Source organism: Streptomyces sp. NPDC053560, assembly GCF_044544605.1.
GTDB lineage: Bacteria > Actinomycetota > Actinomycetes > Streptomycetales > Streptomycetaceae > Streptomyces.
This window is the reverse complement of record NZ_JBITXI010000006.1, coordinates 17384-41274: the sequence shown is the minus strand read 5'-3', so window position 1 is coordinate 41274 and position 23891 is coordinate 17384. Positions and strand designations below refer to the sequence as shown.

Genomic DNA, 23891 nt, shown 5'->3' with positions numbered 1-23891 from the left:
CCCCCGGCGGACCCGTCATCCTTCGTTGACCAGCCATGCCACGTCCGTTATCCGATTTTGACCTGAGCGACAGTCCGAATAACGGAGTCCGGATGGCAAGATTCCGTGACCGAACGAGGTCGCGATGCCCGAAGGTGTGCGCCCGGCCCCACTCCCGCCGGCTTTCCACGCCTCGGTCCGCAGTCGGCTCATTCCGATCCGCAGGAGGAAACGCATGACCGCAAGCTCCACCCGTCGCCCGGCTTCCGGCAGGTCACGCGCGGTCGCCGGCGCGGCGACAGCGGTCGTGGCCGCCCTCCTGCTCAGCGGCTGCGGCGACCAGACGGACGCCGCCATCGCCGCGCGCGAGGCCGCGAAGAACCGTGACGTGCACGCGCCGCTCTTCAAGAAGCTGCCCAAGGCCGTCCAGGACAAGGGTTTCCTCCAGATCGGCTCGGACGCCACGTACAAGCCGGTGGAATTCCGTAAGAACGGGGCGATCGTCGGCATCGACCCCGACCTCGCCGAGGCCATGGGCAAGCAGCTGGGCATTCAGCTCAATTTCAACAACGCCACCTTCGACACCCTCATGGGCGGTCTGAAGTCCAAGCGCTACGACCTCGCGATGTCCGCGATGACGGACACCAAGGAGCGCCAGGAAGGCATCGACTCCACCACCGGCAAGAAGATCGGCGAGGGCGTCGACTTCATCGACTACTTCAACGCCGGTGTCTCGCTCTACGTCCAGAAGGGCAAGAGCTCCACCGTCTCGGACTGGGCCGACCTCTGCGGCAAGACCATCGCCGTGCAGCGCGGCACCGTCTCGCACGACTACGCCAAGGACGAGTCGGCGAAGTGCAAGAAGGGCGGCCAGGAGGAGATCTCCATCGAGGCCTTCGACAACGACTCCGAGGCCCAGACCCGGCTGCGCACCGGCGGTGTGGACGCGGTCTCCAGCGACTACCCGGTCGCCGCGTACGCCGTGAAGACCTCCGGCGGCGGCAAGGACTTCGAGGTCGTCGGCGACCAGGTCGAGGCCGCTCCGTACGGCATCGCCGTGCCGAAGAGCCGGCCGGAGCTGCGGGACGCGCTCAAGGCCGCGCTGGAAGCGATCATCAAGAACGGGGACTACGCCAAGATCCTCGAAAAGTGGCAGGTCAAGGACGCCGGGGTCAAGGAAGTGAAGCTCAACGGCGGCTCCTGAGCCGTACCGTCCCTTCCCGCCCGCTGAACTCCGCCGAACCCCCGAAAGGCAACATCCGTGACTGTCGACGTCGACAAGGCGGCCCGGCCGCCGCAGGACGCCCCGCCCCCCATGCCCGAACCGATCAAGGCGATACCCGTGCGCCACTACGGCCGCTGGGTGGCGGCCCTGGTGGTCATCGGCGTGCTCGCGCTGCTCGTCCGGGCCTTCGCCACGGGCAACGTCAACTGGGGCGCCGTCCCGGACTACCTCTTCAACGCGGACATCCTGCGGGGTCTGCGCAACACCCTCCTGATCACCGTGCTGTCCATGGTGATCGGTGTGGTCCTCGGCGTGATCCTCGCCGTGATGCGCCAGTCCAAGAACCCGGTGACCTCGACCGTCGCGTGGTTCTACATCTGGTTCTTCCGCGGCACGCCGGTCTACGTCCAGCTCTTCCTGTGGTTCAACCTCGGCCTGGTCTTCCAGTACATCGACATCATGCCGATCTACAAGGACGAGTGGTCGGACTTCATGACCCCGTTCCTGTGCGCGCTGCTCGGCCTGGGCCTGAACGAGGCCGCGTACATGGCGGAGATCTGCCGCGCCGGCCTGACCGCCGTCGACGAGGGGCAGACCGAGGCCGCGCACGCGCTCGGCATGAGCCACGGCAAGACGCTGCGCCGGATCGTGGTACCCCAGGCGATGCGCGTCATCGTGCCGCCGACCGGCAACGAGGTCATCAACATGCTCAAGACCTCCTCGCTGGTGATCGCGGTGCAGTACTACGACCTGCTGCAGTCCGCGCAGAACGTCGGCCGCGACTCCGGTGTCGTCGTCGAGATGCTGATCCTCGCCGCCGTCTGGTACCTGGTCGCCACCAGCGTGCTCAGCGTCGGCCAGTACTACCTGGAGCGCTACTACGCCCGCGGCTCCAGCCGCCAGCTCCCGCTCACCCCGCTGCAGAAGGCCAAGGCCAAGCTGTCCGGTGGTGCCAACCACCCCGCCGGAGGTGCCTCATGACCGCCAGCAAGTCCGCTTCGAAGGCCGTACCCATGGTGAAGGCCGAGGGCGTCCACAAGTCCTTCGGCCCGGCCCACATCCTCAAGGGCATCGACCTGGAGGTCGCGCCCAAGGAGGTCTTCTGCCTGATCGGCCCGTCCGGTTCCGGCAAGTCGACCTTCCTGCGCTGCATCAACCACCTGGAGAAGATCAACGCCGGCCGGCTCTCGGTCGACGGCGAGCTGGTCGGCTACCGCGAGGCCCACGGCAAGCTGTACGAGCTGCGCGACAAGGAGGTCGCGGCCCGCCGCCGCGACATCGGCATGGTCTTCCAGCGCTTCAACCTCTTCCCGCACCTGACCGCTGCGGAGAACATCATGGAGGCACCGGTCCAGGTCAAGGGCGAGTCCAAGGCCTCGGCCCGGGAGCGCGCGCTGAAGCTGCTGGACCGGGTCGGCCTGAAGGACAAGGCCGGCAACTACCCCTCGCAGCTCTCCGGCGGCCAGCAGCAGCGCGTGGCGATCGCCCGCGCGCTGGCCATGGAGCCGAAGCTGATGCTCTTCGACGAGCCGACCTCGGCGCTCGACCCCGAGCTGGTCGGCGACGTCCTGGACGTCATGAAGGACCTGGCGGCGGACGGCATGACCATGGTCGTCGTCACGCACGAGATGGGCTTCGCCCGGGAGGTCGGCGACTCGCTGGTCTTCATGGACGACGGCGTGGTCGTCGAGTCCGGCCACCCGCGCGACGTCCTGACCAAGCCGCAGCACGAGCGCACGAAGTCGTTCCTGTCGAAGGTGCTCTGACGCACGCCGGGAGGGGGGGGGGGGGGGGGGGGGGGGCGGCCCCCCCCCCCCCCCCCCCCCCCTCGTCGTTCCGGCTACTTCAGCCCCAGCACCATCGCGTCCGAGGGCGAGGCCCAGACCGTGCGGGCCTCGCCGAAGCCGGCCTCCCGGAGGGTGCGCGCGTGCCACTCCGCCGAGGGCGTGTCCCCGTCGGCGTGCTCGCCGTAGATCTCGAACCGCTCGGCGGTCGGGCCGGCCAGCACCGGGTCGGCGGCGGCCAGCTGCCACCACTCCTTCCAGTCCACCGCGCCGGCCGCCTTGGCCGCGTCCATCCGCGCGTGCCGCTGCGCCCGGTCCGCGGCGTTCAGCCGGGGCGTCGCCGGGTCCGGCATGTGGTCGGCGTTGAGGAAGACGCCGCCCTCCCGGACCAGGCCGGCCAGCTGCCCGTACAGCACGGCCAGGTCGTCGCTGTGCAGCCAGTGCAGGGCGGTGGCGGTCAGCACGGCGTCGTAGGAGTCGTACGGCAGCTTCGCCGTCCACCGCGGGTCCTTGAGGTCGGCGCGGACGAACCGCACCCGGTCCTCCCCCGCGAAGTACCCCTCGGCGATGGCCAGCAGCGCCGGGTCGAGGTCGACGCCCGTACTCACGGCCCCCGGCAGCCGCTTGAGCAGCCGGTCCGTGATGCTGCCCGTGCCGCACGCCAGGTCCAGGACGCGCGGCTCGGGGCCCGCCACCGCCTCGACCATGTCCACCATCACCCGGAACCGCTCCTCGCGGTCCGGCAGGTACCACTCCTGCTGCCGGTCCCAACTCTCCTGCCATGCCTGCCAGTCCGCCTGAGCAACGGCCTCGGTCACCGGAACCCCTCCCGCCTGTAATACCCTCGAACAGACAACGCCCATTACGGGCTGTGTACGCAGACTAGCCCGCGCCCGGTAAGGACTACAAGTGGAACTGGCCTATTACTCGGACTACGCCGTGCGGTTGGTCAACAGCGAGCAGCCGGAGCGCGGCGGCGACACCCTCACCTCGGTCGAGGCCGTACGCGCCCTCTTCGGCGTGGCCCAGCAGAGCGCGCGCCGGGCCACCGACGCCGACGTGACGCGGCTGCGCGCCGTACGGGGCCGGCTGCGCGCCGTCTTCGAGGCGGCCGACTCCGGGGACGAGACGCTCGCCGTCGACCTGCTCAACGCCCTTCTGATGGAGTTCCCGGTCAGCCCCCAGATCTCCGGGCACGAGATGCGGGACGCCGACGGCCGCCCCGACTGGCACCTGCACATCGCCGACCACGCCGCCAACGCCACCGCCGGTTACACGGCCACCGCCTGCATGGGACTGGCCGTCCACCTCACCGAACTGGGCGTGGACCGGCTCGGCATCTGCCGGGCGGCACCGTGCCGCAACGCCTACCTCGACACCTCCACCAACCGCTCCCGGCGCTACTGCTCCGACCGCTGCGCCACCCGCGCCAACGTCGCGGCCTACCGCGCCCGCAAGCGCCAGGAGGCCGCCGGTACCCGGGCGACCGGGCCGGACGAGGCCGCCGGCGGACCGGAGCGGACGGAGGGCTAGCGCCGGGTGCCGCGTGCCGGGCGCAGGGGCCGGACCGGCCGGACCGCCGACAGCGCCCAGGACAGCACTCCGGGGACCGAACGCCGTGCCTCCCGCGGCGGGCGCACCCGCAGCCATGCCCTGGCCACTACCAGCTCGTCGGGCACGGTGCCGAACTCGCGGCTGTCGTTCGCCACGTAGGGGTTGTCCCCCTGGACCCACCAGCCTCCGTCGCGCCGCTCCACCGCCCGTTTGACGATGAGCAGGTCCTGCCGGAAGGGGTGCTTCAGCACGATCACGTCCCCGGGCCGCACCACCGCGCCGTACTTGACCACCAGCTGGTCGCCGGGGTGCAAAGTGGGCACCATCGAGGGGTTGTACACCTCGGCCAGACCGATCGTCCGGAGCGGTCCCCTGCCCTCCCGGCCCTGTCCCTGTCCCTGATCGGGCCAGCGCTCATGCACCTGCTCCGGCATCCGGCACCTCCCGGTCCGTTCCTCCACCAGTCCCAGCCTGACACTGGACTTTTGCCCTAAGACCCCCGGGGCACCCGAGAAAAGGCTTCCCGTACCGAGTAATCTCGCACCTGAGAAGACGATCACGAGGAAGGACTGAACATGCTTTCCCGCCTGTTCGCCCCCAAGGTGAAGGTCAGCGCCCACTGCGACCTGCCCTGCGGCGTCTACGACCCGGCCCAGGCCCGCATCGAGGCCGAGTCGGTCAAGGCCGTCCAGGAGAAGTACCAGGCCAACGAGGATGCGGACTTCCGCACCCGCGCTGTCCTCATCAAGGAGCAGCGCGCGGAGCTGGCCAAGCACCACGTTTCGGTGCTGTGGAGCGACTACTTCAAGCCCCCGCACTTCGAGAAGTACCCGGAGCTGCACCAGCTGGTCAACGACACCCTGAAGGCCCTCTCGGCCGCCAAGGGCTCGAACGACCCGGCCACCGGCCAGAAGGCGCTGGACTACATCGCCCAGATCGACAAGATCTTCTGGGAGACCAAGAAGGCCTGACCCGGGCCCCGGCCTCCGGTCTGCGCTCGCGCAGCTCCTGGCCGATTCGACCGCACCCGGTCCGCAGACCGCCGCACCCGGCGGTCATGGCGGGCCGGGTGCGGTCGTTGTTCGGGGGGGGGGACCTGGCCCCCGTACCCTCGGCAGACGTGTGCCGTCACCGGGGTTTGCCCTGGTCCCCGCCGGGTTACTCGTCGGGGTACGCCGTTCATACGCCGTCCACGCGGACCAACGAGGCAAGTGATCGTATGAGAGAGCCGCCCACCGCGGCGGAGCAGGTACTGGCCGCTGCCACCGAAGCGGATCCGCGAGACCTCCCGGAGGTGCTCTGCGCCACCCTGTGCCGGGCCCTGCCGGTGGACGGGGTGACTCTCTCACTGCTCACCGACACGCCCGACCGGCAGCTCCTGCACGCGAGCGGGACGGCGGCGCTGCGGCTGGAGCAGGTGCAGTTCGAGATGGGCGAGGGGCCGTGCGTGACGGCCGCCTCGACCGGCAATCCGGTGATCGTGGCGGATCTGCACGGCCGGCTGACACAGTGGCCGCTCTTCGGCCCGGCGGCCCGCGAGCGGCTGCCGGAGATCGGAGCGGTCTACGCCTTCCCGATGACCGACGGCGAGGGCGGGCATCCCATCGGCTCGGTGGACCTGCTGCGGCTGGAGCCGTGGGACCCGGACGAGGCGACCCTGCGGGAATGGGCCTCGGCGACGCGCGCCGTGGGACTGGCGCTGCTGACGTCGCCGGCCGTCCTGCCGTGGGACCCGACGCCGACGATGGAGGCCCACTGGGGCCGTACGCACCGCGCGGCCGGCGTGCTCTCCCAGCGGATGGGCGTACCCGTCGACGAGGCGCTCGCCCGGCTCCGCGCCGACGCCTTCGGCAGCGGACGGCCGCTGCCCGACATCGCCGAGGAGACGCTGGCCCGGCTGCTCGGCGGGACGGCCGGGGACGGCCACGGCCCGCGGGGCACCGCCTGAGGCGGCCCGCCCGCCGGGACCGTCAGGGCCGGTCGGCCGGGCGGAGGGCCGCCGGGTCGAGCGTGCCGTCGAGGACCTTGCGGGCCAGGCCCGCGAGGCGCTCGTGGTGCGTCCTGGCGTAGCCGCGCAGCGCGTCGAACGCCGTGTCCACGCCGGTGCCCCAGTGTTCCGCCAGGACCCCCTTGGCCTGCTCGATGACGGTACGGCTGACGATGGCCGCCTGCACCTGCGCCCGCTCGACGTTGCCCCGCTCCGCGGTGTGCTGCTGGAGGACGGCGATGGTCGCCACGTCCGCGAGCGTCTGGCCCAGGCGTACGTCCGAGGGGCCGAGCGTGTGCGGTCCCGCGTGCAGCAGTCCGATCGCCCCGATGGACCGCTGCCGCAGCCGCAGTGGCAGCGCGTGGGCGGTGGCGTACCCGGCCTGCCGGGCGCGTTCGGCGAAGGCCGGGGGCAGACCGGTACCGGCGTCCGCCGTGAGACCGACGTTCACCCGGGGCTCTCCGGAGCGGTGGCTCTCCGCGCACGGGCCACCGCGGGCCTGCAGCGCGAACAGCTCCAGCAGCCCGGTGTGTTCCTCGGAGACGGCGAGCACCTGGAGGTCGTCGTGCGGGTCGGCGAGCATGATGCCGACCGCGGTGACGTCGAGGAGTTCGACGCCCCTGGCGCACAGCCGGTGCAGGGCGTCGATCAGGTCGAAGTCGTCGATCAGCGTGCCGACCGCTTCGCCGAACGCCTGCAGCACCCTTTCCTGCGGAGCCACCGCCATCATCTCCTCTTCCGGCCGGACTCGTCCGGCTCGGGTCCATCATTTCGGAAGTCCAGGCGCCTGGCGACCACGTCCTCGGCGACCTCCAGAATGGGGCGTCCGTATCGGTAGGCGTAAGCACGCAGCCGGAGCAGCGCCTGGGACAGCGGGATCTCCGCCTGCACACTGATCATGCCGGTCGCCTGGTGGACGGCCGCACGGTAGAGGTCGGACGGGCGTTCGGCGGCCATGAGCGCATCGCTCGCGGCGCCGCCGTCCAGGAGCACGGCGGTCAGCGCTCCGGTCAGTATGAGCGCGTCGTCCATGCCGGCGTCGGACAGCGGCCCCGCTTCCTGCCGCTGGAGGGTCAGCACGCCCAGGCAGACGCGGCCGACCAGCAGCGGGAAACAGAACACCGCGCCGACCCGGAGCGACGACAGCTCGGGCAGCAGCAGGGGCCAGCGGTCGGCGGGCAGCCGCGCCAGGTCCGGTTCGAGCACCACGGCGCCGCGGGCCACCGCGTCGATGCCCGGCCCCTCGCCCAGCGTGAACTGGAGGTCCTCCAGCGGGCCGCTCACGCCGTTCTTCGAGACCCAGACCAGCTCGGACGCCTGGTCGCTGCTCAGCAGGGACAGGGCCACCCCGTCCACACCCAGCGCACGGGCACAGATCTCCGGGTCACTGCCGATCAGCGCCCGGTCGCCGCGGACGGGGTGCAAGGTCTGCAGGACGGCGGCCATCCGTGCGCTCGTGCCCACCGGCGTTCACCCGCTTTCCCGTACTCGCCGTGACGACGGCTCCTGCCCATTCGCAGCGGGCCCACTCCCAGCCTATCCGCTGGTTCCGTACGCGCTGCGACGTGCGGCCGACCCCACCGGAATCTCCGCCTCCGCACCGCGCACGGGCGGTGCCGGCGGGCCGCGGGCGGGGTCGGCCACACGGAATTCCGGGCGGATTTCCCGGTGCATTCCGCCCACGGATCCTTTTGGTGACCTATCGCGGACGGGCGTAACGCGGCAGGGGTCACCCGGCGCAGACGGAGATGCGGATGCCGAGCGCAGCCGCGGAATGTCCCGGCCGGAACGCGCACCACCGGCCATGACCGCTTTCCTGACGACGAGGCGTGCTGCGCCGGATTGGACACTCCCGTGAACCGTCCCCACGACTCCGTGCCGGCGGCCGGCCCGCACGCCCCGCAGGGCCCTTACGACGCCGGGTACGCCCCGTACGACCGGGGACAGCCACAGCCGCCCTACGACGACCGTCCCCGCGAGCGGTACCGACGCCCCCGCGACGGCGCGGGCACGGCCCGTACGGCGCTGATCGTCCACACGATCGCCGACATCGCCGCGGGGTTCCTCGTGCTGTGGATCCTGCTGTACCTGCTGGGCGCGAATCAGGCGAACGTGTTCGTCGACTTCGTGGAGAGCGTCGCGGGCGGGCTCGCGTGGTGGTCGCAGGACATCTTCACGATGGACACCGAAGGCCTCCGGGTCGTGCTCAACCACGGCCTGCCGGCCGTCATCTACCTTCTCGTCGGGCACGGCATCGCCGCGCGGACACGCCGGCTCTGACACGGCTCCCCTCCGCGGTCCCCCCGGCCCGTTCCAGCAGGTGCGCACGGACCGCTTCGAGGCGGTGGTGGCCCGCCAGGTGCGGGTCGCCGGAGAGGGTGGCGAGGAGGTCCAGACCGGTCCGCGGGCCGCTGACCAGGGCGAGCGCGACCGCCTCGTTGAGGGTGACCATCGGACTCGGGGCGATCCGGGCCGGCAGCCGGTACCGGCCGAGGATCTCCCGCCCGTCGGTGTCCTCGGGGCGCGCGGCCTCGTCGTGCACGGCGGCGATCGCGGCCTGGAGCTGGTACGGCCCGAGCGCCGTACGGCGGAACGTGTCACTGACCAGAGCCACGCCCTCGGTGATCGCCGCCCGGTCCCAGGCGCCGCGGTCCTGTTCGGCGAGCGGGGCGAGCGACCCGTCGGGCGCCGTGCGCGCGGCGCGCCGGGCGTCGGTCAGCAGCATCGGGTCGAGCAGCCCGGCGACCTCGCCGTCCTCCGGGAGCAGCGCGTGCAGCGCCCGGGTGAGCCGGATGGCCTCGTGGGCCGGCTCGACGCGTTGCCTCGGTCAGCCGGCGCGCGCCGGCTCTGATCGGCCAGGAGCGCGGGTTGTCCGGGCGGCCGTCGGCGGGCCACTGGACGGCCGCGGCCAGCAGCGCTTCCTGGACGGCGTCCTCGGCGAGATCGAAATGCCCGTACCGGCGGACGAGCGCGCCGAGGACCTGCGGCGCCAGGCGGCGCAGCAGGTCCTCGGCGCGTTCCGGCGCGGCCACGCCACGCGGCCGCTCAGACGTCGCAGGGCGCGCTGTCGGGGATGGACCGGATGGTGACGGGGCCGTTCCCGGCGCCTTCGGGCGTCGGGCACTGGAGGATGCGCTTCGCGATCTCGGTGGCGCGGTCCAGGGAGGCGCACTCCAGCAGCCAGTAGCCGCAGAGCACCTCCTCGGTCTCGCCGTACGGCCCGTCCACGACGGCCGGTACGCCGTCCTCGCCGAGGGTCACGACGCGGGCCTGCGCGGGCTCGCTCAGGCCCTGCCCGTCGAGCATCTCGCCGTTCTCGGTGAGCTCGTTGTTCAGGTCCGCCATGAACTGGAACATCGCCTTCAGGTCGGCCTCGGTCCACCGGACCGCGCCCGAGTCCTTGCCGTTCATGGCGTCGTAGTGGGCCTGGCTCGCCTGGATCATCAGCATGTACTTCACGTCGCTCACTCCTTCGGGAGCTTCCGGCGTCCCCGCTGGGCGCCTCTCATGGGAGACGTCGGAGCCGGCGGCCGAACCTCGACACGGGCCGGGAAAACTCCCGAAGATTTCTTCCGGGCGCTCTTCCGCCCCGCCGCACACGAGCCTCCGCTACGGATTCTCCTCGCCCCGTATGTCCGCCGCACGGCATACGGGACGATGCGTCGCACGTGTCTTCAAAGGGCCTATGACCCCACCGGCAGCAGGCTCTCGTTGCGCACCAGCCACTTGCGGTAGGCCGTGCTCGACCAGGCCACTTCCATGTACGCGGCCCGCAGGTCGGCGAAGAGCGCGTCGACCCACTCGGTGTCCCGGCCGCCGCCCCGGTACGCCAGGAACAGGCGTACGGCCAGCGGGTCACCGCACAGCGGGCGGACCACCATGCCGTGGCGGGGGCGGGAGGTCGGCTGGCAGGGCGTGACGACCTCGCCGGCCGCGACCAGGTCGGCCGCCGCGAGGTAGTCGCCGTGCACCACGCGCGGGTCCATCCCGGCCGCGGTGAAGATCCGCCGCAGCCCGGCCCACTCGCCGTCCACCGACGGGTCGACCATCCACTGGTCGTCGGCGAGGTCGGCCAGCGTGACGCACTCCAGCGCGGCCGCCGGGTGCGTCGCCGGAAGGGCCATGAACTGCGGCTCTCGGGCGAGGAGTTCTCGCTCCTCCAGGCCCTCGGGGACGCGCAGCGGTGTGCCCTCGACCTCGTGCACGAAGGCCGCGTCGAGCTGGCCGGCGGCGACCATCTGGAGCAGGGTGTTGCCGGAGAGGTCGATGCGGATGGTGGTGTCGGTCTCGGGCAGCCGGTCCCGCAGCCGGCGCAGCCAGCCGGCCACCGCACGGCTTCCCGTACTGCCCACCCGCAGCCGGGTGCCGTGCTCGCGCACCACCGCCGACCGTGTCTCGTCGACCAGCGCGGTCATCTCTGCGACTATCGGCCGGGCACGGTGCAGGACGGTGTGGCCCAGCGGGGTCGGCCGGCTGCCGGAGCGCTCGCGGAAGAAGAGCTGACCGCCCAGGGCGTTCTCGATGCGCCGCAGCTGGGTGGTCAACGAGGGCTGGGTCATGCCCAGTTGCCGGGCGGCCTTGCGTACGCTGCCGGTGTCGGCGATGGCGCACAGCGCGCGTAGGTGCCTCACCTCTAGCTCCACGCGCGGAGCATAACGACGTCCTTATGCGTCGCACCAGCCACCCAAACCCCGCGAACCACACATTCCCCATGGGTTATTGGATTGTCCTATCGCCACATGAAATCTCCGCGGCCGTGAATATCTCGCGCAGACTCAGCGGCACCACAGTTCATCCGCGGGCCCCGGCCGTTGCCCCACACCTCGGCCGGGCCCCCGGACACTAAGGAGCCCCCCACATGAGATCTCCGAAGTCTGCGCTGTCCGCCGCCCTTGGTCTGGGCCTGGCCGCGACCCTCGCCGCCGCGGTGCCCGCCGTGGCCACCCCCTCGCACGCCCCGACGGACAACCGGGTCACCGCGGCGCAGTACGTCGGTTCGGCCGCCGAGAAGGCCGACACCAAGCGCTTCTTCGAGGCCGTGCTGAAGTCGGCGCTCGCCAAGCAGAAGAAGACCGGCGCCGCCTCGGTGACGGTGACGTACGACGCGAGCGGTGCGCCCACCTTCGCGCAGCAGATATCCGCGAGCGCGCAGATCTGGAACAGCGCCGTCTCCAACGTCAAGCTCCAGTCGGGCAGCGGCGCGGACTTCACGTACCGGGAGGGCAACGACCCGCGCGGCTCCTACGCCAGCACCGACGGCCACGGCCGCGGCTACGTCTTCCTGGACTACCAGCAGAACCAGGAGTACGACTCCACCCGCGTGACCACGCACGAGACCGGCCACGTCCTCGGCCTGCCGGACCACTACGAGGGCCCGTGCAGCGAGCTGATGTCCGGTGGCGGCCCCGGCCCGTCCTGCACCAACGCCCAGCCGGACGCCAACGAGCGCGCGAAGGTCGACCAGCTCTGGGCGAACGGCATCAAGGGCGCCCTCGACAAGGCGTCCTGACCCACCGGGACCGTCGGCCGTCGGCCGACTGCCGATGACCATGGGCCGACGGCCGGCCACCACGGGCCGGCACTGAAGCGCGCGGCGGGGTCCACGAGCCCCGCCGCGCGTGCATCCCCCCCCCACAGCGCGCGCCCTCCCGGCCGCGCGTTCACCCCCCGCCACGTGCGGTGGTCTCCCCCACCGCGGCACCCCTCCGCGCGTTTCAGTGCAGTCCCCCGGCGCGTTTCAGCTCAGCGCCCGGCGCGTTCCAGTGCAGCGCCCGGCGCCCCGTCCGGTCCCTCGTACCACCCCCGCCCCGGCCCGTCGCGGTCCGGGGTTTTTTGACACGTCCAAACATGGGATGTTCCTATCACCGGTGTACTCGCGTCACATCGATCCCGGCCCCTCAGCGGTCCGGACACCGGAAGGGGACGGCAGCCGATGCCGTTGCGCAGCACCACCCGCACCAGCCTGGTGGACCTGGTCATCGACCAGATCGAGGGCCTGATCGCCGCCGGCGAGTGGGCGGTCGGCACGAAGATCCCGGCGGAGCCGGTGCTCGTCGAGCAGCTCGACGTCGGCCGCAACACCGTCCGCGAGGCGGTCCGCGCCCTCGTGCACACCGGCATGCTGGAGCCGCGCCAGGGTGACGGCACGTATGTGCGCGCCAGCAGCGACTTCGGGGCGGCCGTGCAGCGCAGGCTGCGCCGCTCCTGCGAGCTGGAGGCCTACGAGGTCCGCGCCTCCCTGGAGCGGGACGCCGCCCGGTACGCGGCGCTGCGCCGCACCGAGGAGGACGTCACCGCGCTCCGCGACGCCCTCGCCGACCGCGACGCCGCCTGGCGCGCGGGCGACACCGCGGCCTTCATCGAAGCCGACATCGCCTTCCACCGCACCGTCGCCGCCGCCGCGCACAACAGCGTCCTGGCCGATCTCTACGGGCACCTCACCGACGCGCTGCGCGCCACGCTGCGGTCCGTCGTGGCGGCGCCCGTGCCCGACGCGGTACGCCACCAGTTCGACGCGCACGCCGCGATCGTCGACGCCATCGAGGCCGGGGACGCGGACGCCGCGGAACGGGCCGCGCTGACGCACCTCGACGAGGCGGCCACGGCCCTTCGGGAGCAGGCATGACAGCGGAAGAGACCGGGACGGCGATACGTACGGAAGGGGCCAGGACCGCCGTCCGTACGAGAGAGTCCGCGCCCGTCCCCCCGAGTACCGCGCGCGGCACGCTCTATCTGGCGGCGGGCGTCGTCCTGCTGGCCCTGAACCTGCGTCCGGCGCTGGTCGCCGTCTCCCCGCTGGCCGACACCATCCGCGCCGACAGCGGCATGTCGGCCGCCGCCACCAGCCTGCTGACCGCCCTCCCGCTGCTCTGCTTCGGCCTGCTCGCGCCCGTCGCGCCGCGGCTCGGCCGGCGCTTCGGCCTGGAGCGGTCGCTGCTCGGCACGATGGTGCTGATCTGCGTCGGCACCGTGCTGCGGCTGGCCGACCAGGTGGCCGCGCTGTTCGCCGGCACCGTCGTCATCGGCGCCGGCATCGCCGTGGCCAACGTGCTGCTCCCCGGCCTGATCAAGCGGGACTTCCCCACCCGGACCGGGCTGATGACCGGGCTGTACTCCATGTCGCTGTTCGGCGGCGCCGCCCTCGCCGCGGGCGTGACGGTCCCGCTGCGGTCCGCCACGGGCCTCGGCTGGCAGGCCACGCTGGCCTGCTGGGGCTCGCTCGCGGTGCTCGCGCTGCTGGTCTGGCTGCCGCAGCTCCGGTCCCGTACGCGGGTGCCGGCGGACGCCGCGCGGCAGGCGGCGCATCCGGTGCGCGGCCTGTGGCGGTCCCCGCTGGCCTGGCAGGTCACCGGCTACATGGGCCTGCAGTCGCTCAGCTACTACGCGGCGACCGCCTGGCTGCCGACCATGCTCACGGACGCCGGGATGAGCGCGGGCGACGCGGGCTGGATGCTGTCCTTCTCCTCGCTGCTGGGCATCGCGGGCTCCTTCCTGGCGCCCGTGATCGCGAGCCGCAGGCTGCGCACGGGCCACCTGGCCGCGCTGGGCGCGGTGCTGTGCGCCGCGGGCCTGGCGGGGGTGCTGGCGGCGCCGGTGGCCGGGGCCTATGTCTGGATGACGCTGCTCGGCCTGGGCCAGGGCGCCGCGATCAGCCTGGCGCTGCTCTTCATCGTGCAGCGCGCGCCGGACACGAGGCACGCGTCCCAGCTGTCCAGCATGGCGCAGTGCTTCGGGTACATCCTGGCCGCGACCGGCCCGGCCGTCCTGGGCGCCGTGCACGACGCCTCCGGTACCTGGACGGTCCCCGTCGTCGTCCTGCTCGTGCTGCTCGTCCCGCAGGTCCTCACGGGCCTCGGGGCCGCCCGGGACCGGCACGTCGCGGGCGAGGGGTGAACCGGAAGGCCCTGATCGGCATACTGAGCGGCGCCCGACCACCGTCGCCCCGGAGCCGCCCATGTCCATGATCCGCCACCTCCGCAGAGCGGTGCGCCTGCCCCAGCAGCGCAGCCACGGGGTCGACCTGGCCCACCCGGCGCGCTCACCGCTCGGTACCGCGGTCGTCAACTGCGCGGTGTACGCGGACGGAGCCCGGCTGGCCGGTCATCACCCCGTCGACGAGGCGGTGCGCCTGGTCCGCTCCTCGGGGGACGGCTTCGTGTGGATCGGGCTGCACGAGCCGTCCGAAGCGGAGTTCGCCGACATCGTGGAGCTGTTCGGGCTGCACCCGCTGGCCGTGGAGGACGCGGTCCAAGCGCACCAGCGCCCCAAACTGGAGCAGTACGACACCAACCTCTTCACCGTCTTCAAGACCGCCTGCTACGTCGAGCACGACCGGCTCACCGCGACCAGCGAGGTGGTGGACACCGGCGAGATCATGGTCTTCACCGGCGAGGACTTCGTGATCACCGTCCGGCACGGCGGCCACGGCTCGCTCGGCCCGCTGCGCGAGTCCCTGGAGGCCCTGCCGGAGCAGCTCGCGCTGGGCCCCTCCGCCGTCCTGCACGCCATCGCCGACCTGGTCGTCGACGGCTACCTGGAGGCCACGGCGGCCGTCCAGGACGACATCGACGAGGTGGAGAGCGCGGTCTTCGCCGAGAACGGGCGGAACGCCGACGCCGGGCGGATCTACCAGCTCAAGCGCGAACTGCTGGAGCTGAAGCGGGCCGTGGCCCCGCTGGACCGCCCGCTGGACCGGCTCTCCACCGAGCCGCTGGCCCAGGTCGACCCGCGGATACGGACCTACTTCCGGGACGTCGCCGACCACCTGGCGCGGGTCAACGAGCGCATCACGGCCTTCGACGAACTGTTGAACTCCATACTCCAGGCGCACCTTGCGCAGGTCACCATCGCGCAGAACGAGGACATGCGCCGCATCAGTGCCTGGGTCGCGATCCTGGCGGTGCCCACGATGGTGTGCGGCGTGTACGGCATGAACTTCGAGCACCTGTGGGGCAAGGACTCGGTCTACGGATACCCGGTGGTCATGCTCGTGATCGTGGCGGCCTGCGCGGTGATCCACCGGGGCTTCAAGCGCAACGGCTGGCTGTAGCGGCGGGCGCCGCCTGCGGGCCGTACCGGTGCGTGGCGGCACGGCCCGCGGCCCTCAGTGCCCGGCGAGGCCCAGCGCCTTCGCCTCCTTCTCCGGAGGCACGCCCTTCTGCGGGCGGTCCGGCCGCTGCGGCAGCTGCCCGCCCAAGGACCGCATCCAGTCCCAGGTGTCCGCCACCGTCTCCGCCACCGGCCGGCAGCGCAGCCCCGCGGCATAAGCCTTCTCCACCCCCGTGCGGTGCAGGGAGTCGTGGTACCCCGCCCAGTCCGGGCCCGTCGGCGGCAACCACACCGGCAGCTCCGTCCACGGCTCGATGCCGGCCGCGAGCACGTCCTCGGGCGCGGTCCAGCGCAGCTCGGCATCCGCCCCCGTGACCTCGGCGCAGGCCTCCAGCAGGCTGCCCATGGTGGCGTGCCCACTCCTGCTGACCAGGTTGTACGGGCCGGACAGACCCGACTCGACGGCGTGCAGGATCCAGTCGGCAAGGTCGCGGACGTCGATGTACTGGATCGGGAGTTCGGCCGGCCCCGGCGCCAGAACGGGGCCGCCGCGGGCGATCCGGGTCAGCCACCACGGCAGCCGCCCGACGTTCTCGTACGGGCCGAGGATCAGCCCGGCCCGCGCGAGCAGCGCCCCGCCGTCGCCGAAGGACTCCGTGGCCGCCAGCTCACCGCCCCGCTTGGCCTCCTCGTACGGCACGTCGCCCGCGTCCGGCGCGCCCGCCACCAGCGGGGCCTCCTCGCCCAGCCCCGGCGCCTTCGGAAAGGCGTACACCGAACCGCTCGACACGTAGGCGTAGCGCCCCGCCCGGCCCGCCAGCAGCCGGGCCGCGTCGCGCACCGCCGAGGGCGCCCAGGCCCAGGTGTCCACGACCGCGTCCCACTCCCCCGTGCGCAGCGCGGCGATCCCCTCGGGAGCGGTGCGGTCCCCGTGCAGCACCGCCGCGCCCCGCGGTGCCTCGTGCCGGCCCCGGTGGAACACCGTGACCTGCCATCCCTTCGCGAGGGCCGCCTCGGTGACGGCCCGCCCGACGAACTCCGTACCACCCAGAATCAGCAGTCTCATGGTGCCGACTCTGCCCGCACGGCAGTTCGGCCGCACCGCGCCTCGCTCACAGCGGAATCGGCGGGTGACGGTCGGAAGTCTCCAGATCCGCGCGCCGAAGACTGTACGGACTCGCACCCTGTGGCGCGCGCGTACCGCCAACACTTGTGAGGTCGATATTCCGCTTCCGTTCGCCCTCAGGGGGAGAAGATGACCGGGTCGCGCGTCCTGGCGCTGGGCCACTACCAGCCGGCCAAGGTGCTCACCAACGACGACCTGGCCGAGCTCGTCGACACCGACGACGCCTGGATCACCAGCCGCGTCGGCATCCGTACGCGCCACATCGCGGCGCCCGACGAGACCGTGGACGCGATGGCGGCAGCGGCCGGGGCGAAGGCGCTGGCGGCGAGCGGCCTGGCCCCCACCGACATCGACCTGGTGCTCGTCGCCACCTGCACGGCGACGGACCGGTCCCCGAACACGGCCGCCCGCGTGGCCGCCCGGCTCGGGCTGGCGGCGCCCGCCGCGATGGACGTCAACGTGGTCTGCGCGGGCTTCACCCACGCCCTGGCCACCGCCGACCACGCCGTCCGGGCCGGCTCGGCGCGTTCCGCGCTGGTGATCGGCGCGGAGAAGTTCACCGACGTCGTGGACTGGTCGGACCGCTCGACCTGCGTCCTGGTGGGCGACGGCGCGGGCGCCGCGGTGGTGACGGCCGCGGCGGAGCCGGAGATCGGCCCTGTGCTGTGGGGCTCGGTGCCCGAGATGGGCGACGCGGTGCGCATCGAGGGCGAGCCCGCGCGCTTCTCCCAGGAGGGCCAGACGGTCTACCGCTGGGCCACCACCCAGCTGCCGGCCATCGCCCGGCAGGTGTGCGAGCGCTCCGGCGTACTCCCCGAGGAGCTGGCCGGCGTGGTCCTGCACCAGGCCAACCTGCGGATCATCGAACCGGTCGCGGAGCGCATCGGGGCGGTCAACGCGGTGATCGCCCGGGACGTCGTGGAGTCCGGCAACACCTCGGCGGCGTCCGTGCCGCTGGCCTTCTCAAAGCTGGTCGAACGGCACGAGATCCCCTCGGGTGCGCCGGTCCTGCTCTTCGGGTTCGGCGGCAACCTCTCCTACGCGGGGCAGATCGTCCGCTGCCCCTAGAGGCGGCGCGGGCCCCGTACGGGTGCACGGCGCGGGGACGTCCGATTCGTTCAAGACGGCCGTCCCCGCGCCTTCGTACGCTCGGGCCATGACTGAGCGACACACCCCCCAGAACCCCGCCGGCGCCGCCGCGCAGGCCGCCCCGGCACCCCGCTTCGCCGCGATCGGCCTGGCAGCCGCCGACATGGCCGCCTCGTTCGCCTTCTACCGGCGCCTCGGCCTGGACATCCCCGCGGAGGCCGACTCCGCCCCGCACGCTGAGGCGCAGCTGCCGGGCGGGCTGCGGCTGATGTGGGACAGCCACGAGACGCTGCGCTCCATCAATCCCGAGTGGACGCCGTCCCCGGGGGCCACCCCGCACCTCGCCTTCGAGTGCGCGGGCCCGGAGGCCGTCGACGCCCTCTACGCGGAGCTGGTCGCCGCCGGACACCGCGGCGAGAAGAAGCCGTGGGACGCCGTCTGGGGCCAGCGGTACGCCGTCGTCCTGGACCCGGACGGCCACGGCGTCGACCTCTTCGCGTCGTTGGCCTGAACTGGCCGGCCCGGACCGGCCGGGCGCCGGGTCCGCAGCGCCTCAGAACACCGACCACCCGGTGAGCGTCGTGAAGTGGTCCAGGGCCGCCGCACCGGCGACCGAGTTGCCGCGCGCGTCCAGCCCCGGACTCCAGACGCACAGTGTGCAGCGCCCGGGGACGATCGCCACGATGCCGCCGCCGACCCCGCTCTTGGCGGGCAGCCCCACCCGGTACGCGAACTCGCCGGCGGCGTCGTACGTACCGCAGGTCAGCATCACCGCGTTGATCCGCTTGGCGTCCCGCGCCGCCAGCAGCCGGGACCCGTCGGCGCGCAGCCCGTGGCGCGCGAGGAAGCCGCCCGCGGTGGCCAGATCCCGGCAGCTCATCTCGATCGAGCACTGCCAGAAGTAGTGCTCGATGACGCTGGGCACCGGGTTCTCCAGGTTGCCGAAGCTCGCCATGAAGTGGGCCAGCGCGGCGTTCCGGTCGCCGTGGTCGGCCTCGGAGCCCGCGACCGCCCGGTCGAAGGCGATGTCCGGGTTCCCGCTCTCCTCCCGAAGGAAGTCGAGCATCGCCGTGCTGGCGTCCCCGGTGAGGGTCTGCAGCCGGTCGGTGACGACCAGCGCCCCGGCGTTGATGAAAGGGTTCCGCGGGATGCCGTGCTCCCACTCCAGCTGCACCAGGGAGTTGAACGGCGTGCCCGAGGGCTCACGCCCCACCCGCTCCCAGATGCTCTGGTCCCCCTGCGCCAGTACGAGGGCGAGGGAGAAGGCCTTCGAGACGGACTGCACGGAGAACGGGACCTCCCAGTCCCCGACGCCGTACACGTCCCCGTGGATGTCGGCCAGCGCCATCCCGAAGCGGTCCGGCGAGACGCACTCCAATGCGGGGATGTAGTCGGCGACCTTCCCCTGCCGTACGAGCGGCTTCGCCTGTGCCGCCACCTCCTCCAGAACGCCCTGGTAGTCCATGGTCCACACGCTATCCCGACGCGATGACCGCTCCCAGCGGAGCACCTGCCAGCGCCTTCACCTCGCGCGCCAGATGGGCCTGGTCGGCATACCCGGCGACCGCGGCGACCTGCGCGTACGGCATGCCGGACCGGGCCAGGTCCAGGGCGCGCACCAGGCGCAGCACCCGGCCGAGGGTCTTCGGGCCGTATCCGAAGGCGGCCAGGCAGCGGCGGTGCAGCTGGCGCTCGCCCACGCCCACCGCGTCGGCCAGCTCGCCGACCGGGGTGCCCCGGGCCGCGGCCCGCGCGATGAGGGCACCTGCCGGGTCGGGCGCGGCACCGGCGCGCAGCCGGCCGGCGGCCACCCCCTCCAGCAGCCGGCCGGGCTCGCCCGCCCCGGCCAGCCGGTCGGCCAGCTGCCGCACCCGGCCCGCCGGCCACAGGTCGGCGAGGGGGATGCGCAGGTCGCGGAGTTCGTGCGCGGGTACCCCGAAGACGGCGGGGCCCTGCCCCGGAGCGAAGCGCAGACCGACGACGGGCGACTCCGGAGCGCGCTCGGCGGGCTGCGGCAGGTGGGCACGGGTGTCCGGCCCGGCGACCAGGAGCCGGCCGTCGTACCAGATCAGGTCCGTGCAGCCGTCGGGCAGCACGGGGCGCGGCGCCGGGTCGGGGGACTTGGTCCACACGACCGCGCCGGGCAGTTCGGACGGCCGTTCCTGGTACACGTCTCCAGCCTGGCACGGGAACCGGCGCCGCGCCCCGCCCGTTGATCGGGTACGGCACGCACCGGGCCGGCCGAGGCGGGCGCCGGTGTCTGCGAAACCGATGGACCGACGCGGAGGGCAGCACGATGGCGGGATTCCTGGACCGTGCCAAGGAGCAGGCGCAGCGCGGCCTGGCACAGGGCAAGCAGAAGGTCGACGAGGTGCAGCAGCAGCGCGCGGGTTCCGACCTGCTGAAGCGGCTGGGCGCCGCGTACTACGCGGAGCGGCGCGGCAGCGGCTCCCCGGAGGCCACGGCGGCGGCCGTGCAGGCTCTGGAGGCGCACATCGCCGTGCACGGGGACGGTTTCCTGCGCGGCTGACGGCGGCGGGCGCCGGTCGTGCGCCGCCGCGGGCGCCCGGCGTGCGCAGCGCGGCGGAGTTCCCTGGGTGTCCTCGCACGAAACCCGGCCCGCGGGGACATATGTCCAGCGTATGCCCCGTAAGCGGCCGGTTCGCCTCGCATTGGCCGCGAACTGCTGACCCCGAACCTCCCGTTCCAGTACAAGCGATTTACGAGGCGGTACGCGATCGGCGGCCGTCGTGCACCTGGAACGGAGGCGTTCATGGCCTCACCCATGTCGGCGGACAGATTCCTCGAAGCGCTGCGGGACGAAGGGCTCCGCGTCGTCGAGGTCGGCGACTGGCGTACCCACAACCGCAACCACAAGGGCCCCTGGGGCGGGGTGCACGGTGTGATGGTCCACCACACCGTGACCTCGGGTGCCGAGGAGACCGTGCAGCTCTGCTACGACGGCCATCCGGAGCTGCCGGGCCCGCTGTGTCACGGTGTGATCACCAAGGACGGCACGGTGCACCTGGTCGGCCACGGCCGCGCCAACCACGCGGGGCTCGGCGACGGCGACGTCCTGCGGGCGGTGATCGCCGAGAAGCGGCTGCCGCCGGACAACGAGGCCGACACCGACGGCAACCGCGTCTTCTACGGCTTCGAGTGCGAGAACCTCGGCGACGGCGAGGACCCGTGGCCGGAGGCGCAGATGGAGGCCATCGAGAAGGCGACGGCCGCCCTGTGCCGGGTGCACGGCTGGAACGAGCGCTCGGTCATCGGCCACCTGGAATGGCAGCCGGGCAAGGTCGACCCGCGCGGCTTCACGATGGACGCGCTGCGGGAGCGTATCGGCAAGCGGCTGCGCTGACCCGTACGGGCGCGCGGCCGCTGTGCCCTCCGGCCGGTCCGGCCCACCGCCGGACGGCCGGACGGCCGGGCGGGCCGGACGCCCGGCGGTCTGCGGTCTGCGGTCTGCGGTTCCGTACACCGATTCGATCCGCGGTGGCTGTCGCACCGACAATGGAGGCGTGACCGGCACCGTCCCCGACCCGATGACGCTGCGGCCGCGCCTGCCCTCCCCGGTCCAGGAGATCGAGGACGACCGGTTCGCACGCCGCGGCGTTCGCCTGCTGCTCAAGCGGGACGACCTGATCCACCCGGACCTGCCGGGCAACAAGTGGCGGAAACTGGAGCCCAACCTCCGCGCCGCCGCGGCGGCCGGCGACCGCACGCTCCTCACGTTCGGCGGCGCGTACTCCAACCATCTGCGCGCCACGGCCGCGGCGGGCCGCCTGCTGGGCCTGGCGACCATAGGCGTCGTACGGGGCGAGGAACTGGCGGACCGGCCGCTGAATCCGTCCCTGGCCCGCTGCGCCGCCGACGGCATGCGGCTGCACTTCATCGACCGGGCCCGCTACCGCCGCAAGGACGACCCCGAGGTGCTCGACGCGCTCCGCGCGCGCTTCGGGCCGTACCGGCCGGTCCCCGAAGGCGGCAGCAACGCGCTCGCCGCCCGCGGCTGCGCCGCCCTGGGCCAGGAGCTGGCCGGGGTGGCCGATGTCGTGGCCGTGGCCTGCGGTACCGGCGGCACGCTCGCGGGGCTGGCCGCCGGGCTCGCCCCGGGGCAGCGGGCCCTCGGCTTCCCCGTCCTGAAGGGCGGCCACGGGCCCGACCACTTCCTGGCCGCTGACGTGCTGCGCCTCCAGGCGGCGGCCTTCGGGGGCCGGCGCGGCGACTGGCGGCTGGACCCGGAGTTCCACTGCGGCGGATATGCCCGCACCACTCCCGCGCTGGAGGAGTTCGCCGCGGACTTCGAGGCGCGGCACGGCCTGCCCCTGGAGCGGATATACGTGGCGAAGCTGCTGCTGGGCCTCGTGACACGCGCCGAGGAGGGCGCCTTCGCACCGGGCACCACCGTGGCCGCGGTGATCACCGGTACGCCCTGACGCGGCGGGTCTTGTGGGGCGGCACACGGCGCGTCCGCGGAGCTACTCCGGGCTCACCGTCTCGCGGTAGGCCGCCGCCTCCTCCAGGTCCAGTCGGCGCAGCAGGGTACGCAGCATCTCGTCGTCGATCCGCCGCGCGTCCCGCAGCCGTACGAAGACCTCGCGTTCCGCGCCGATCATCTCCCGGGCAAGCCGCAGGTAGGTCGCCTCCACCGACTCCCCGGTCTCCGGGTTCGGCGGCCCCAGCCGCTCCCACACGGCGTTGCGGCGCCGCTCCAGTACGGTGCGCAGCCGGTCCTCCAGGGGCCCCGGCAGCGCGTTGCGCGGGTCCTCCAGGAGCTCGCGCAGCCGCTGTTCCGCCGCGTCCGACGCCTCGTTCTGGGCCTGTGCCTCGGCGAGCGTCTCGGCCTGCGGGTCCGGGCGGGGCAGCTTCAGGAGCCGGATCAGCGGCGGCAGCGTCAGCCCCTGGATCACGAGGGTGCCGATGACGGTGCTGAAGGTCAGGAAGAGCATCAGGTTGCGCGCGGGGAACGCCTCCCCGTCGTGCATCGTCGCCGGGATGGAGAACGCGATCGCCAGCGAGACCACGCCGCGCATCCCGGCCCATCCGACGATCACCGGCGCCGCCCGGGTCACCTCGGGCTCGCGCTCCCGGATGCGCGGCGACAGCCACCGGGGCAAGTAGGTCGCGGGGAAGACCCACACGAAGCGCGCGACCACGACCACCACGAAGACCACCGCGGCGTACGTGAGGGCCTGCGCGGCACTGAACTCCCCCAGCCCCCGCAGCACGACCGGCAGCTGGAGCCCGATCAGCGCGAAGACCGCGGACTCCAGCACGAAGGAGACCATCGACCACACCGCGGCCTCCTGGAGCCGCGTCTCGAAGTTCACCTGCCACGAGCGGTGCCCGAGGTAGAGCGCGACCACCACGACGGCGAGCACTCCGGAGGCCCCCACCTGCTCCGCCGCCGCGTACGCCACGAACGGGATGAGCAGCGACAGGGTGTTCTCCAGCAGCGCCGAGTCCCGCAGCTTGCAGCGCAGCCAGTGCAGCGGCCCCATGAGGACCAGCCCGATCCCGACGCCGCCGACCGCCGCGATCGCGAACTCCTTCAGGCCGCCCGCCCAGGTCGCGCCCTCACCGACGGCGGCGGCCAGCGCCACCTTGTAGGCGGTGATCGCGGTGGCGTCGTTGACCAGCGACTCGCCCTGCAGGATGGTCGTGATCCGGCCTGGCAGCCGCAGCCGGCGCGCGATGGCGGTGGCCGCCACCGCGTCCGGAGGCGCGATGACCGCCCCCAGTACGAGGGCCGCGGTCAGCGGCAGGTCCGGGATCAAGAGGTACGCGGCGTACCCGACGACGACCGTCGCGAAGAGCACGTAGCCGATCGACAGCAGCGCCACCGGGCGCAGATTGGCCCGCAGGTCCAGGTACGAGCTCTCCAGCGCCGCCGTGTGCAGCAGCGGAGGCAGCAGCAGGGGCAGCACGATGTGCGGGTCGAGCGGGTACTCGGGGACGCCGGGGAGGTATCCGGCGCCCAGCCCGGCGGCGACGAGCAGCAGGGGCGCGGGCACCGGGGTGCGCCGCGCCAGTCCCGCGACCGCCGCACTCCCGGCGACCAGCAGCAGCAGTGGCATCACGTCCATGGCACGA

The 23891-nt window shown here is 72.7% G+C and carries 26 protein-coding genes and 1 pseudogene; 16 read left to right on the top strand and 11 right to left on the bottom strand.

The features are described from left to right. The first annotated feature begins 214 nt into the window (after positions 1-214). The 3 genes from ACIGQF_RS15630 to ACIGQF_RS15620 are packed head-to-tail and all read left to right on the top strand — an operon-like array spanning position 215 to position 2970. Complete coding sequence (locus tag ACIGQF_RS15630) at positions 215-1183, top strand: ABC transporter substrate-binding protein (protein WP_399710233.1); 969 nt, start codon at positions 215-217, stop codon at positions 1181-1183. A gap of 57 nt (positions 1184-1240) precedes the next feature. Continuing rightward, positions 1241-2185 carry an amino acid ABC transporter permease gene (locus ACIGQF_RS15625; protein ID WP_399710231.1) on the top strand — a complete coding sequence of 315 codons (945 nt, stop codon included), beginning with the start codon at positions 1241-1243 and terminating at the stop codon, positions 2183-2185. Positions 2186-2217: 32 nt separating this feature from the next. Further along, a complete protein-coding gene (locus ACIGQF_RS15620; RefSeq protein WP_361556536.1) occupies positions 2218-2970 on the top strand; it encodes an amino acid ABC transporter ATP-binding protein in 753 nt (250 codons plus the stop codon). 74 nt (positions 2971-3044) lie between these two features. Here ACIGQF_RS15620 and ACIGQF_RS15615 read toward each other — a convergent pair whose 3' ends face one another. After that, complete coding sequence (locus ACIGQF_RS15615; protein ID WP_399710229.1) at positions 3045-3851, bottom strand: class I SAM-dependent methyltransferase; 807 nt, start codon at positions 3849-3851, stop codon at positions 3045-3047. A gap of 46 nt (positions 3852-3897) precedes the next feature. Between ACIGQF_RS15615 and ACIGQF_RS15610 the strand changes: the two genes are divergently transcribed. Beyond that, positions 3898-4521, top strand: a complete 624-nt coding sequence (locus ACIGQF_RS15610; protein ID WP_399710227.1) for a CGNR zinc finger domain-containing protein — start codon at positions 3898-3900, stop codon at positions 4519-4521. Here ACIGQF_RS15610 and sodX read toward each other — a convergent pair. Further along, entirely contained in the window at positions 4518-4976 is a 459-nt protein-coding gene (gene sodX / locus ACIGQF_RS15605; protein ID WP_399710225.1) for a nickel-type superoxide dismutase maturation protease, read from the bottom strand. The genes ACIGQF_RS15610 and sodX overlap by 4 nt on opposite strands. A 141-nt stretch (positions 4977-5117) precedes the next feature. Between sodX and sodN the strand changes: the two genes are divergently transcribed. Further along, a complete protein-coding gene (gene sodN / locus ACIGQF_RS15600) occupies positions 5118-5513 on the top strand; it encodes a superoxide dismutase, Ni (protein ID WP_030085982.1) in 396 nt (131 codons plus the stop codon). A gap of 248 nt (positions 5514-5761) precedes the next feature. Next, the gene (locus tag ACIGQF_RS15595) at positions 5762-6490 is read left to right on the top strand and encodes a GAF and ANTAR domain-containing protein (protein ID WP_399710223.1); all 729 of its coding nucleotides are present in this window, start codon (positions 5762-5764) and stop codon (positions 6488-6490) included. A gap of 22 nt (positions 6491-6512) precedes the next feature. On the opposite strand, the gene ACIGQF_RS15590 is transcribed toward ACIGQF_RS15595, so the two are convergent. Next, positions 6513-7256, bottom strand: a complete 744-nt coding sequence (locus ACIGQF_RS15590) for a GAF and ANTAR domain-containing protein (RefSeq protein ID WP_399710221.1) — start codon at positions 7254-7256, stop codon at positions 6513-6515. Then, a complete protein-coding gene (locus ACIGQF_RS15585) occupies positions 7256-7993 on the bottom strand; it encodes a GAF and ANTAR domain-containing protein (RefSeq protein ID WP_399710219.1) in 738 nt (245 codons plus the stop codon). The genes ACIGQF_RS15590 and ACIGQF_RS15585 overlap by 1 nt, the downstream gene beginning before the upstream one ends. A 390-nt stretch (positions 7994-8383) precedes the next feature. Between ACIGQF_RS15585 and ACIGQF_RS15580 the strand changes: the two genes are divergently transcribed. After that, positions 8384-8809 carry a hypothetical protein gene (locus ACIGQF_RS15580; protein ID WP_399710217.1) on the top strand — a complete coding sequence of 142 codons (426 nt, stop codon included), beginning with the start codon at positions 8384-8386 and terminating at the stop codon, positions 8807-8809. On the opposite strand, the pseudogene ACIGQF_RS15575 reads toward ACIGQF_RS15580, so the two are convergent. The 3 genes and pseudogenes from ACIGQF_RS15575 to ACIGQF_RS15565 form a co-directional block, all read right to left on the bottom strand. Continuing rightward, positions 8757-9561 (bottom strand): annotated as a pseudogene (locus ACIGQF_RS15575) (DUF6596 domain-containing protein). The gene ACIGQF_RS15580 and the pseudogene ACIGQF_RS15575 overlap by 53 nt on opposite strands. A gap of 13 nt (positions 9562-9574) precedes the next feature. Further along, entirely contained in the window at positions 9575-9979 is a 405-nt protein-coding gene (locus ACIGQF_RS15570; protein WP_399710954.1) for a YciI family protein, read from the bottom strand. A gap of 233 nt (positions 9980-10212) precedes the next feature. Further along, positions 10213-11160 carry a LysR family transcriptional regulator gene (locus ACIGQF_RS15565; protein ID WP_399710215.1) on the bottom strand — a complete coding sequence of 316 codons (948 nt, stop codon included), beginning with the start codon at positions 11158-11160 and terminating at the stop codon, positions 10213-10215. Positions 11161-11387: 227 nt separating this feature from the next. Here ACIGQF_RS15565 and snpA point away from each other — a divergent pair, with 227 nt between their 5' ends. The 4 genes from snpA (at position 11388) to ACIGQF_RS15545 (ending at position 15578) form a co-directional block, all read left to right on the top strand. Continuing rightward, on the top strand, positions 11388-12038 hold the full coding sequence (snpA, locus tag ACIGQF_RS15560) for a snapalysin (protein WP_399710213.1): 651 nt from the start codon (positions 11388-11390) through the stop codon (positions 12036-12038). Positions 12039-12461: 423 nt separating this feature from the next. After that, positions 12462-13154, top strand: coding sequence for a FadR/GntR family transcriptional regulator (locus ACIGQF_RS15555; RefSeq protein WP_399710211.1), 693 nt, complete (start codon positions 12462-12464; stop codon positions 13152-13154). Further along, the gene (locus ACIGQF_RS15550) at positions 13151-14422 is read left to right on the top strand and encodes a CynX/NimT family MFS transporter (protein ID WP_399710209.1); all 1272 of its coding nucleotides are present in this window, start codon (positions 13151-13153) and stop codon (positions 14420-14422) included. The genes ACIGQF_RS15555 and ACIGQF_RS15550 overlap by 4 nt, the downstream gene beginning before the upstream one ends. Positions 14423-14489: 67 nt before the next feature. Next, entirely contained in the window at positions 14490-15578 is a 1089-nt protein-coding gene (locus tag ACIGQF_RS15545; protein ID WP_399710952.1) for a magnesium and cobalt transport protein CorA, read from the top strand. A 54-nt stretch (positions 15579-15632) separates the two neighbouring features. On the opposite strand, the gene ACIGQF_RS15540 is transcribed toward ACIGQF_RS15545, so the two are convergent. Beyond that, entirely contained in the window at positions 15633-16643 is a 1011-nt protein-coding gene (locus ACIGQF_RS15540) for an NAD-dependent epimerase/dehydratase family protein (protein WP_399710207.1), read from the bottom strand. A gap of 189 nt (positions 16644-16832) precedes the next feature. Between ACIGQF_RS15540 and ACIGQF_RS15535 the strand changes: the two genes are divergently transcribed. Both ACIGQF_RS15535 and ACIGQF_RS15530 read left to right on the top strand, forming a co-directional pair. Next, positions 16833-17771: a beta-ketoacyl-ACP synthase III gene (locus tag ACIGQF_RS15535; protein ID WP_399710204.1), complete on the top strand. Its 939-nt coding sequence runs from the start codon at positions 16833-16835 to the stop codon at positions 17769-17771. An 88-nt stretch (positions 17772-17859) separates the two neighbouring features. Then, entirely contained in the window at positions 17860-18303 is a 444-nt protein-coding gene (locus tag ACIGQF_RS15530; protein WP_399710202.1) for a VOC family protein, read from the top strand. A gap of 42 nt (positions 18304-18345) precedes the next feature. On the opposite strand, the gene ACIGQF_RS15525 is transcribed toward ACIGQF_RS15530, so the two are convergent. Beyond that, positions 18346-19257 (bottom strand): glutaminase, encoded by a 912-nt coding sequence (locus ACIGQF_RS15525; RefSeq protein ID WP_399710200.1) that lies wholly within the window; start codon positions 19255-19257, stop codon positions 18346-18348. Positions 19258-19267: 10 nt separating this feature from the next. Next, positions 19268-19963, bottom strand: a complete 696-nt coding sequence (locus ACIGQF_RS15520) for a helix-turn-helix domain-containing protein (protein ID WP_399710198.1) — start codon at positions 19961-19963, stop codon at positions 19268-19270. 125 nt (positions 19964-20088) lie between these two features. On the opposite strand from ACIGQF_RS15520, the gene ACIGQF_RS15515 reads away from it, so the two are divergent. The 3 genes from ACIGQF_RS15515 (at position 20089) to ACIGQF_RS15505 (ending at position 22234) form a co-directional block, all read left to right on the top strand. Continuing rightward, positions 20089-20322 carry a hypothetical protein gene (locus ACIGQF_RS15515; protein ID WP_361564022.1) on the top strand — a complete coding sequence of 78 codons (234 nt, stop codon included), beginning with the start codon at positions 20089-20091 and terminating at the stop codon, positions 20320-20322. Between the two features lie 243 nt (positions 20323-20565). Next, complete coding sequence (locus tag ACIGQF_RS15510) at positions 20566-21156, top strand: N-acetylmuramoyl-L-alanine amidase (RefSeq protein ID WP_399710196.1); 591 nt, start codon at positions 20566-20568, stop codon at positions 21154-21156. Positions 21157-21340: 184 nt separating this feature from the next. Then, a complete protein-coding gene (locus ACIGQF_RS15505) occupies positions 21341-22234 on the top strand; it encodes a 1-aminocyclopropane-1-carboxylate deaminase/D-cysteine desulfhydrase (RefSeq protein ID WP_399710949.1) in 894 nt (297 codons plus the stop codon). A gap of 42 nt (positions 22235-22276) precedes the next feature. Here the strand turns inward: ACIGQF_RS15505 and ACIGQF_RS15500 are convergent, their stop codons facing one another. Continuing rightward, positions 22277-23884, bottom strand: coding sequence for a Na+/H+ antiporter (locus ACIGQF_RS15500; protein ID WP_399710194.1), 1608 nt, complete (start codon positions 23882-23884; stop codon positions 22277-22279). Positions 23885-23891: the final 7 nt, after the last annotated feature.

Excerpts from the sequence above, each read along its gene's own strand:
- ACIGQF_RS15630 (WP_399710233.1), top strand. The coding sequence starts at position 215 with ATGACCGCAAGCTCCACCCGTCGCCCGGCTTCCGGCAGGTCACGCGCG.
- ACIGQF_RS15620 (WP_361556536.1), top strand. The coding sequence starts at position 2,218 with ATGGTGAAGGCCGAGGGCGTCCACAAGTCCTTCGGCCCGGCCCACATC.
- ACIGQF_RS15615 (WP_399710229.1), bottom strand. The coding sequence starts at position 3,851 with ATGGGCGTTGTCTGTTCGAGGGTATTACAGGCGGGAGGGGTTCCGGTG.
- sodX (WP_399710225.1), bottom strand. The coding sequence starts at position 4,976 with ATGCCGGAGCAGGTGCATGAGCGCTGGCCCGATCAGGGACAGGGACAG.
- sodN (WP_030085982.1), top strand. The coding sequence starts at position 5,118 with ATGCTTTCCCGCCTGTTCGCCCCCAAGGTGAAGGTCAGCGCCCACTGC.
- ACIGQF_RS15595 (WP_399710223.1), top strand. The coding sequence starts at position 5,762 with ATGAGAGAGCCGCCCACCGCGGCGGAGCAGGTACTGGCCGCTGCCACC.
- ACIGQF_RS15590 (WP_399710221.1), bottom strand. The coding sequence starts at position 7,256 with ATGGCGGTGGCTCCGCAGGAAAGGGTGCTGCAGGCGTTCGGCGAAGCG.
- ACIGQF_RS15570 (WP_399710954.1), bottom strand. The coding sequence starts at position 9,979 with ATGCTGATGATCCAGGCGAGCCAGGCCCACTACGACGCCATGAACGGC.
- snpA (WP_399710213.1), top strand. The coding sequence starts at position 11,388 with ATGAGATCTCCGAAGTCTGCGCTGTCCGCCGCCCTTGGTCTGGGCCTG.
- ACIGQF_RS15555 (WP_399710211.1), top strand. The coding sequence starts at position 12,462 with ATGCCGTTGCGCAGCACCACCCGCACCAGCCTGGTGGACCTGGTCATC.
- ACIGQF_RS15550 (WP_399710209.1), top strand. The coding sequence starts at position 13,151 with ATGACAGCGGAAGAGACCGGGACGGCGATACGTACGGAAGGGGCCAGG.
- ACIGQF_RS15545 (WP_399710952.1), top strand. The coding sequence starts at position 14,490 with ATGATCCGCCACCTCCGCAGAGCGGTGCGCCTGCCCCAGCAGCGCAGC.
- ACIGQF_RS15540 (WP_399710207.1), bottom strand. The coding sequence starts at position 16,643 with ATGAGACTGCTGATTCTGGGTGGTACGGAGTTCGTCGGGCGGGCCGTC.
- ACIGQF_RS15535 (WP_399710204.1), top strand. The coding sequence starts at position 16,833 with ATGACCGGGTCGCGCGTCCTGGCGCTGGGCCACTACCAGCCGGCCAAG.
- ACIGQF_RS15530 (WP_399710202.1), top strand. The coding sequence starts at position 17,860 with ATGACTGAGCGACACACCCCCCAGAACCCCGCCGGCGCCGCCGCGCAG.
- ACIGQF_RS15525 (WP_399710200.1), bottom strand. The coding sequence starts at position 19,257 with ATGGACTACCAGGGCGTTCTGGAGGAGGTGGCGGCACAGGCGAAGCCG.
- ACIGQF_RS15515 (WP_361564022.1), top strand. The coding sequence starts at position 20,089 with ATGGCGGGATTCCTGGACCGTGCCAAGGAGCAGGCGCAGCGCGGCCTG.
- ACIGQF_RS15510 (WP_399710196.1), top strand. The coding sequence starts at position 20,566 with ATGGCCTCACCCATGTCGGCGGACAGATTCCTCGAAGCGCTGCGGGAC.
- ACIGQF_RS15505 (WP_399710949.1), top strand. The coding sequence starts at position 21,341 with ATGACGCTGCGGCCGCGCCTGCCCTCCCCGGTCCAGGAGATCGAGGAC.
- ACIGQF_RS15500 (WP_399710194.1), bottom strand. The coding sequence starts at position 23,884 with ATGGACGTGATGCCACTGCTGCTGCTGGTCGCCGGGAGTGCGGCGGTC.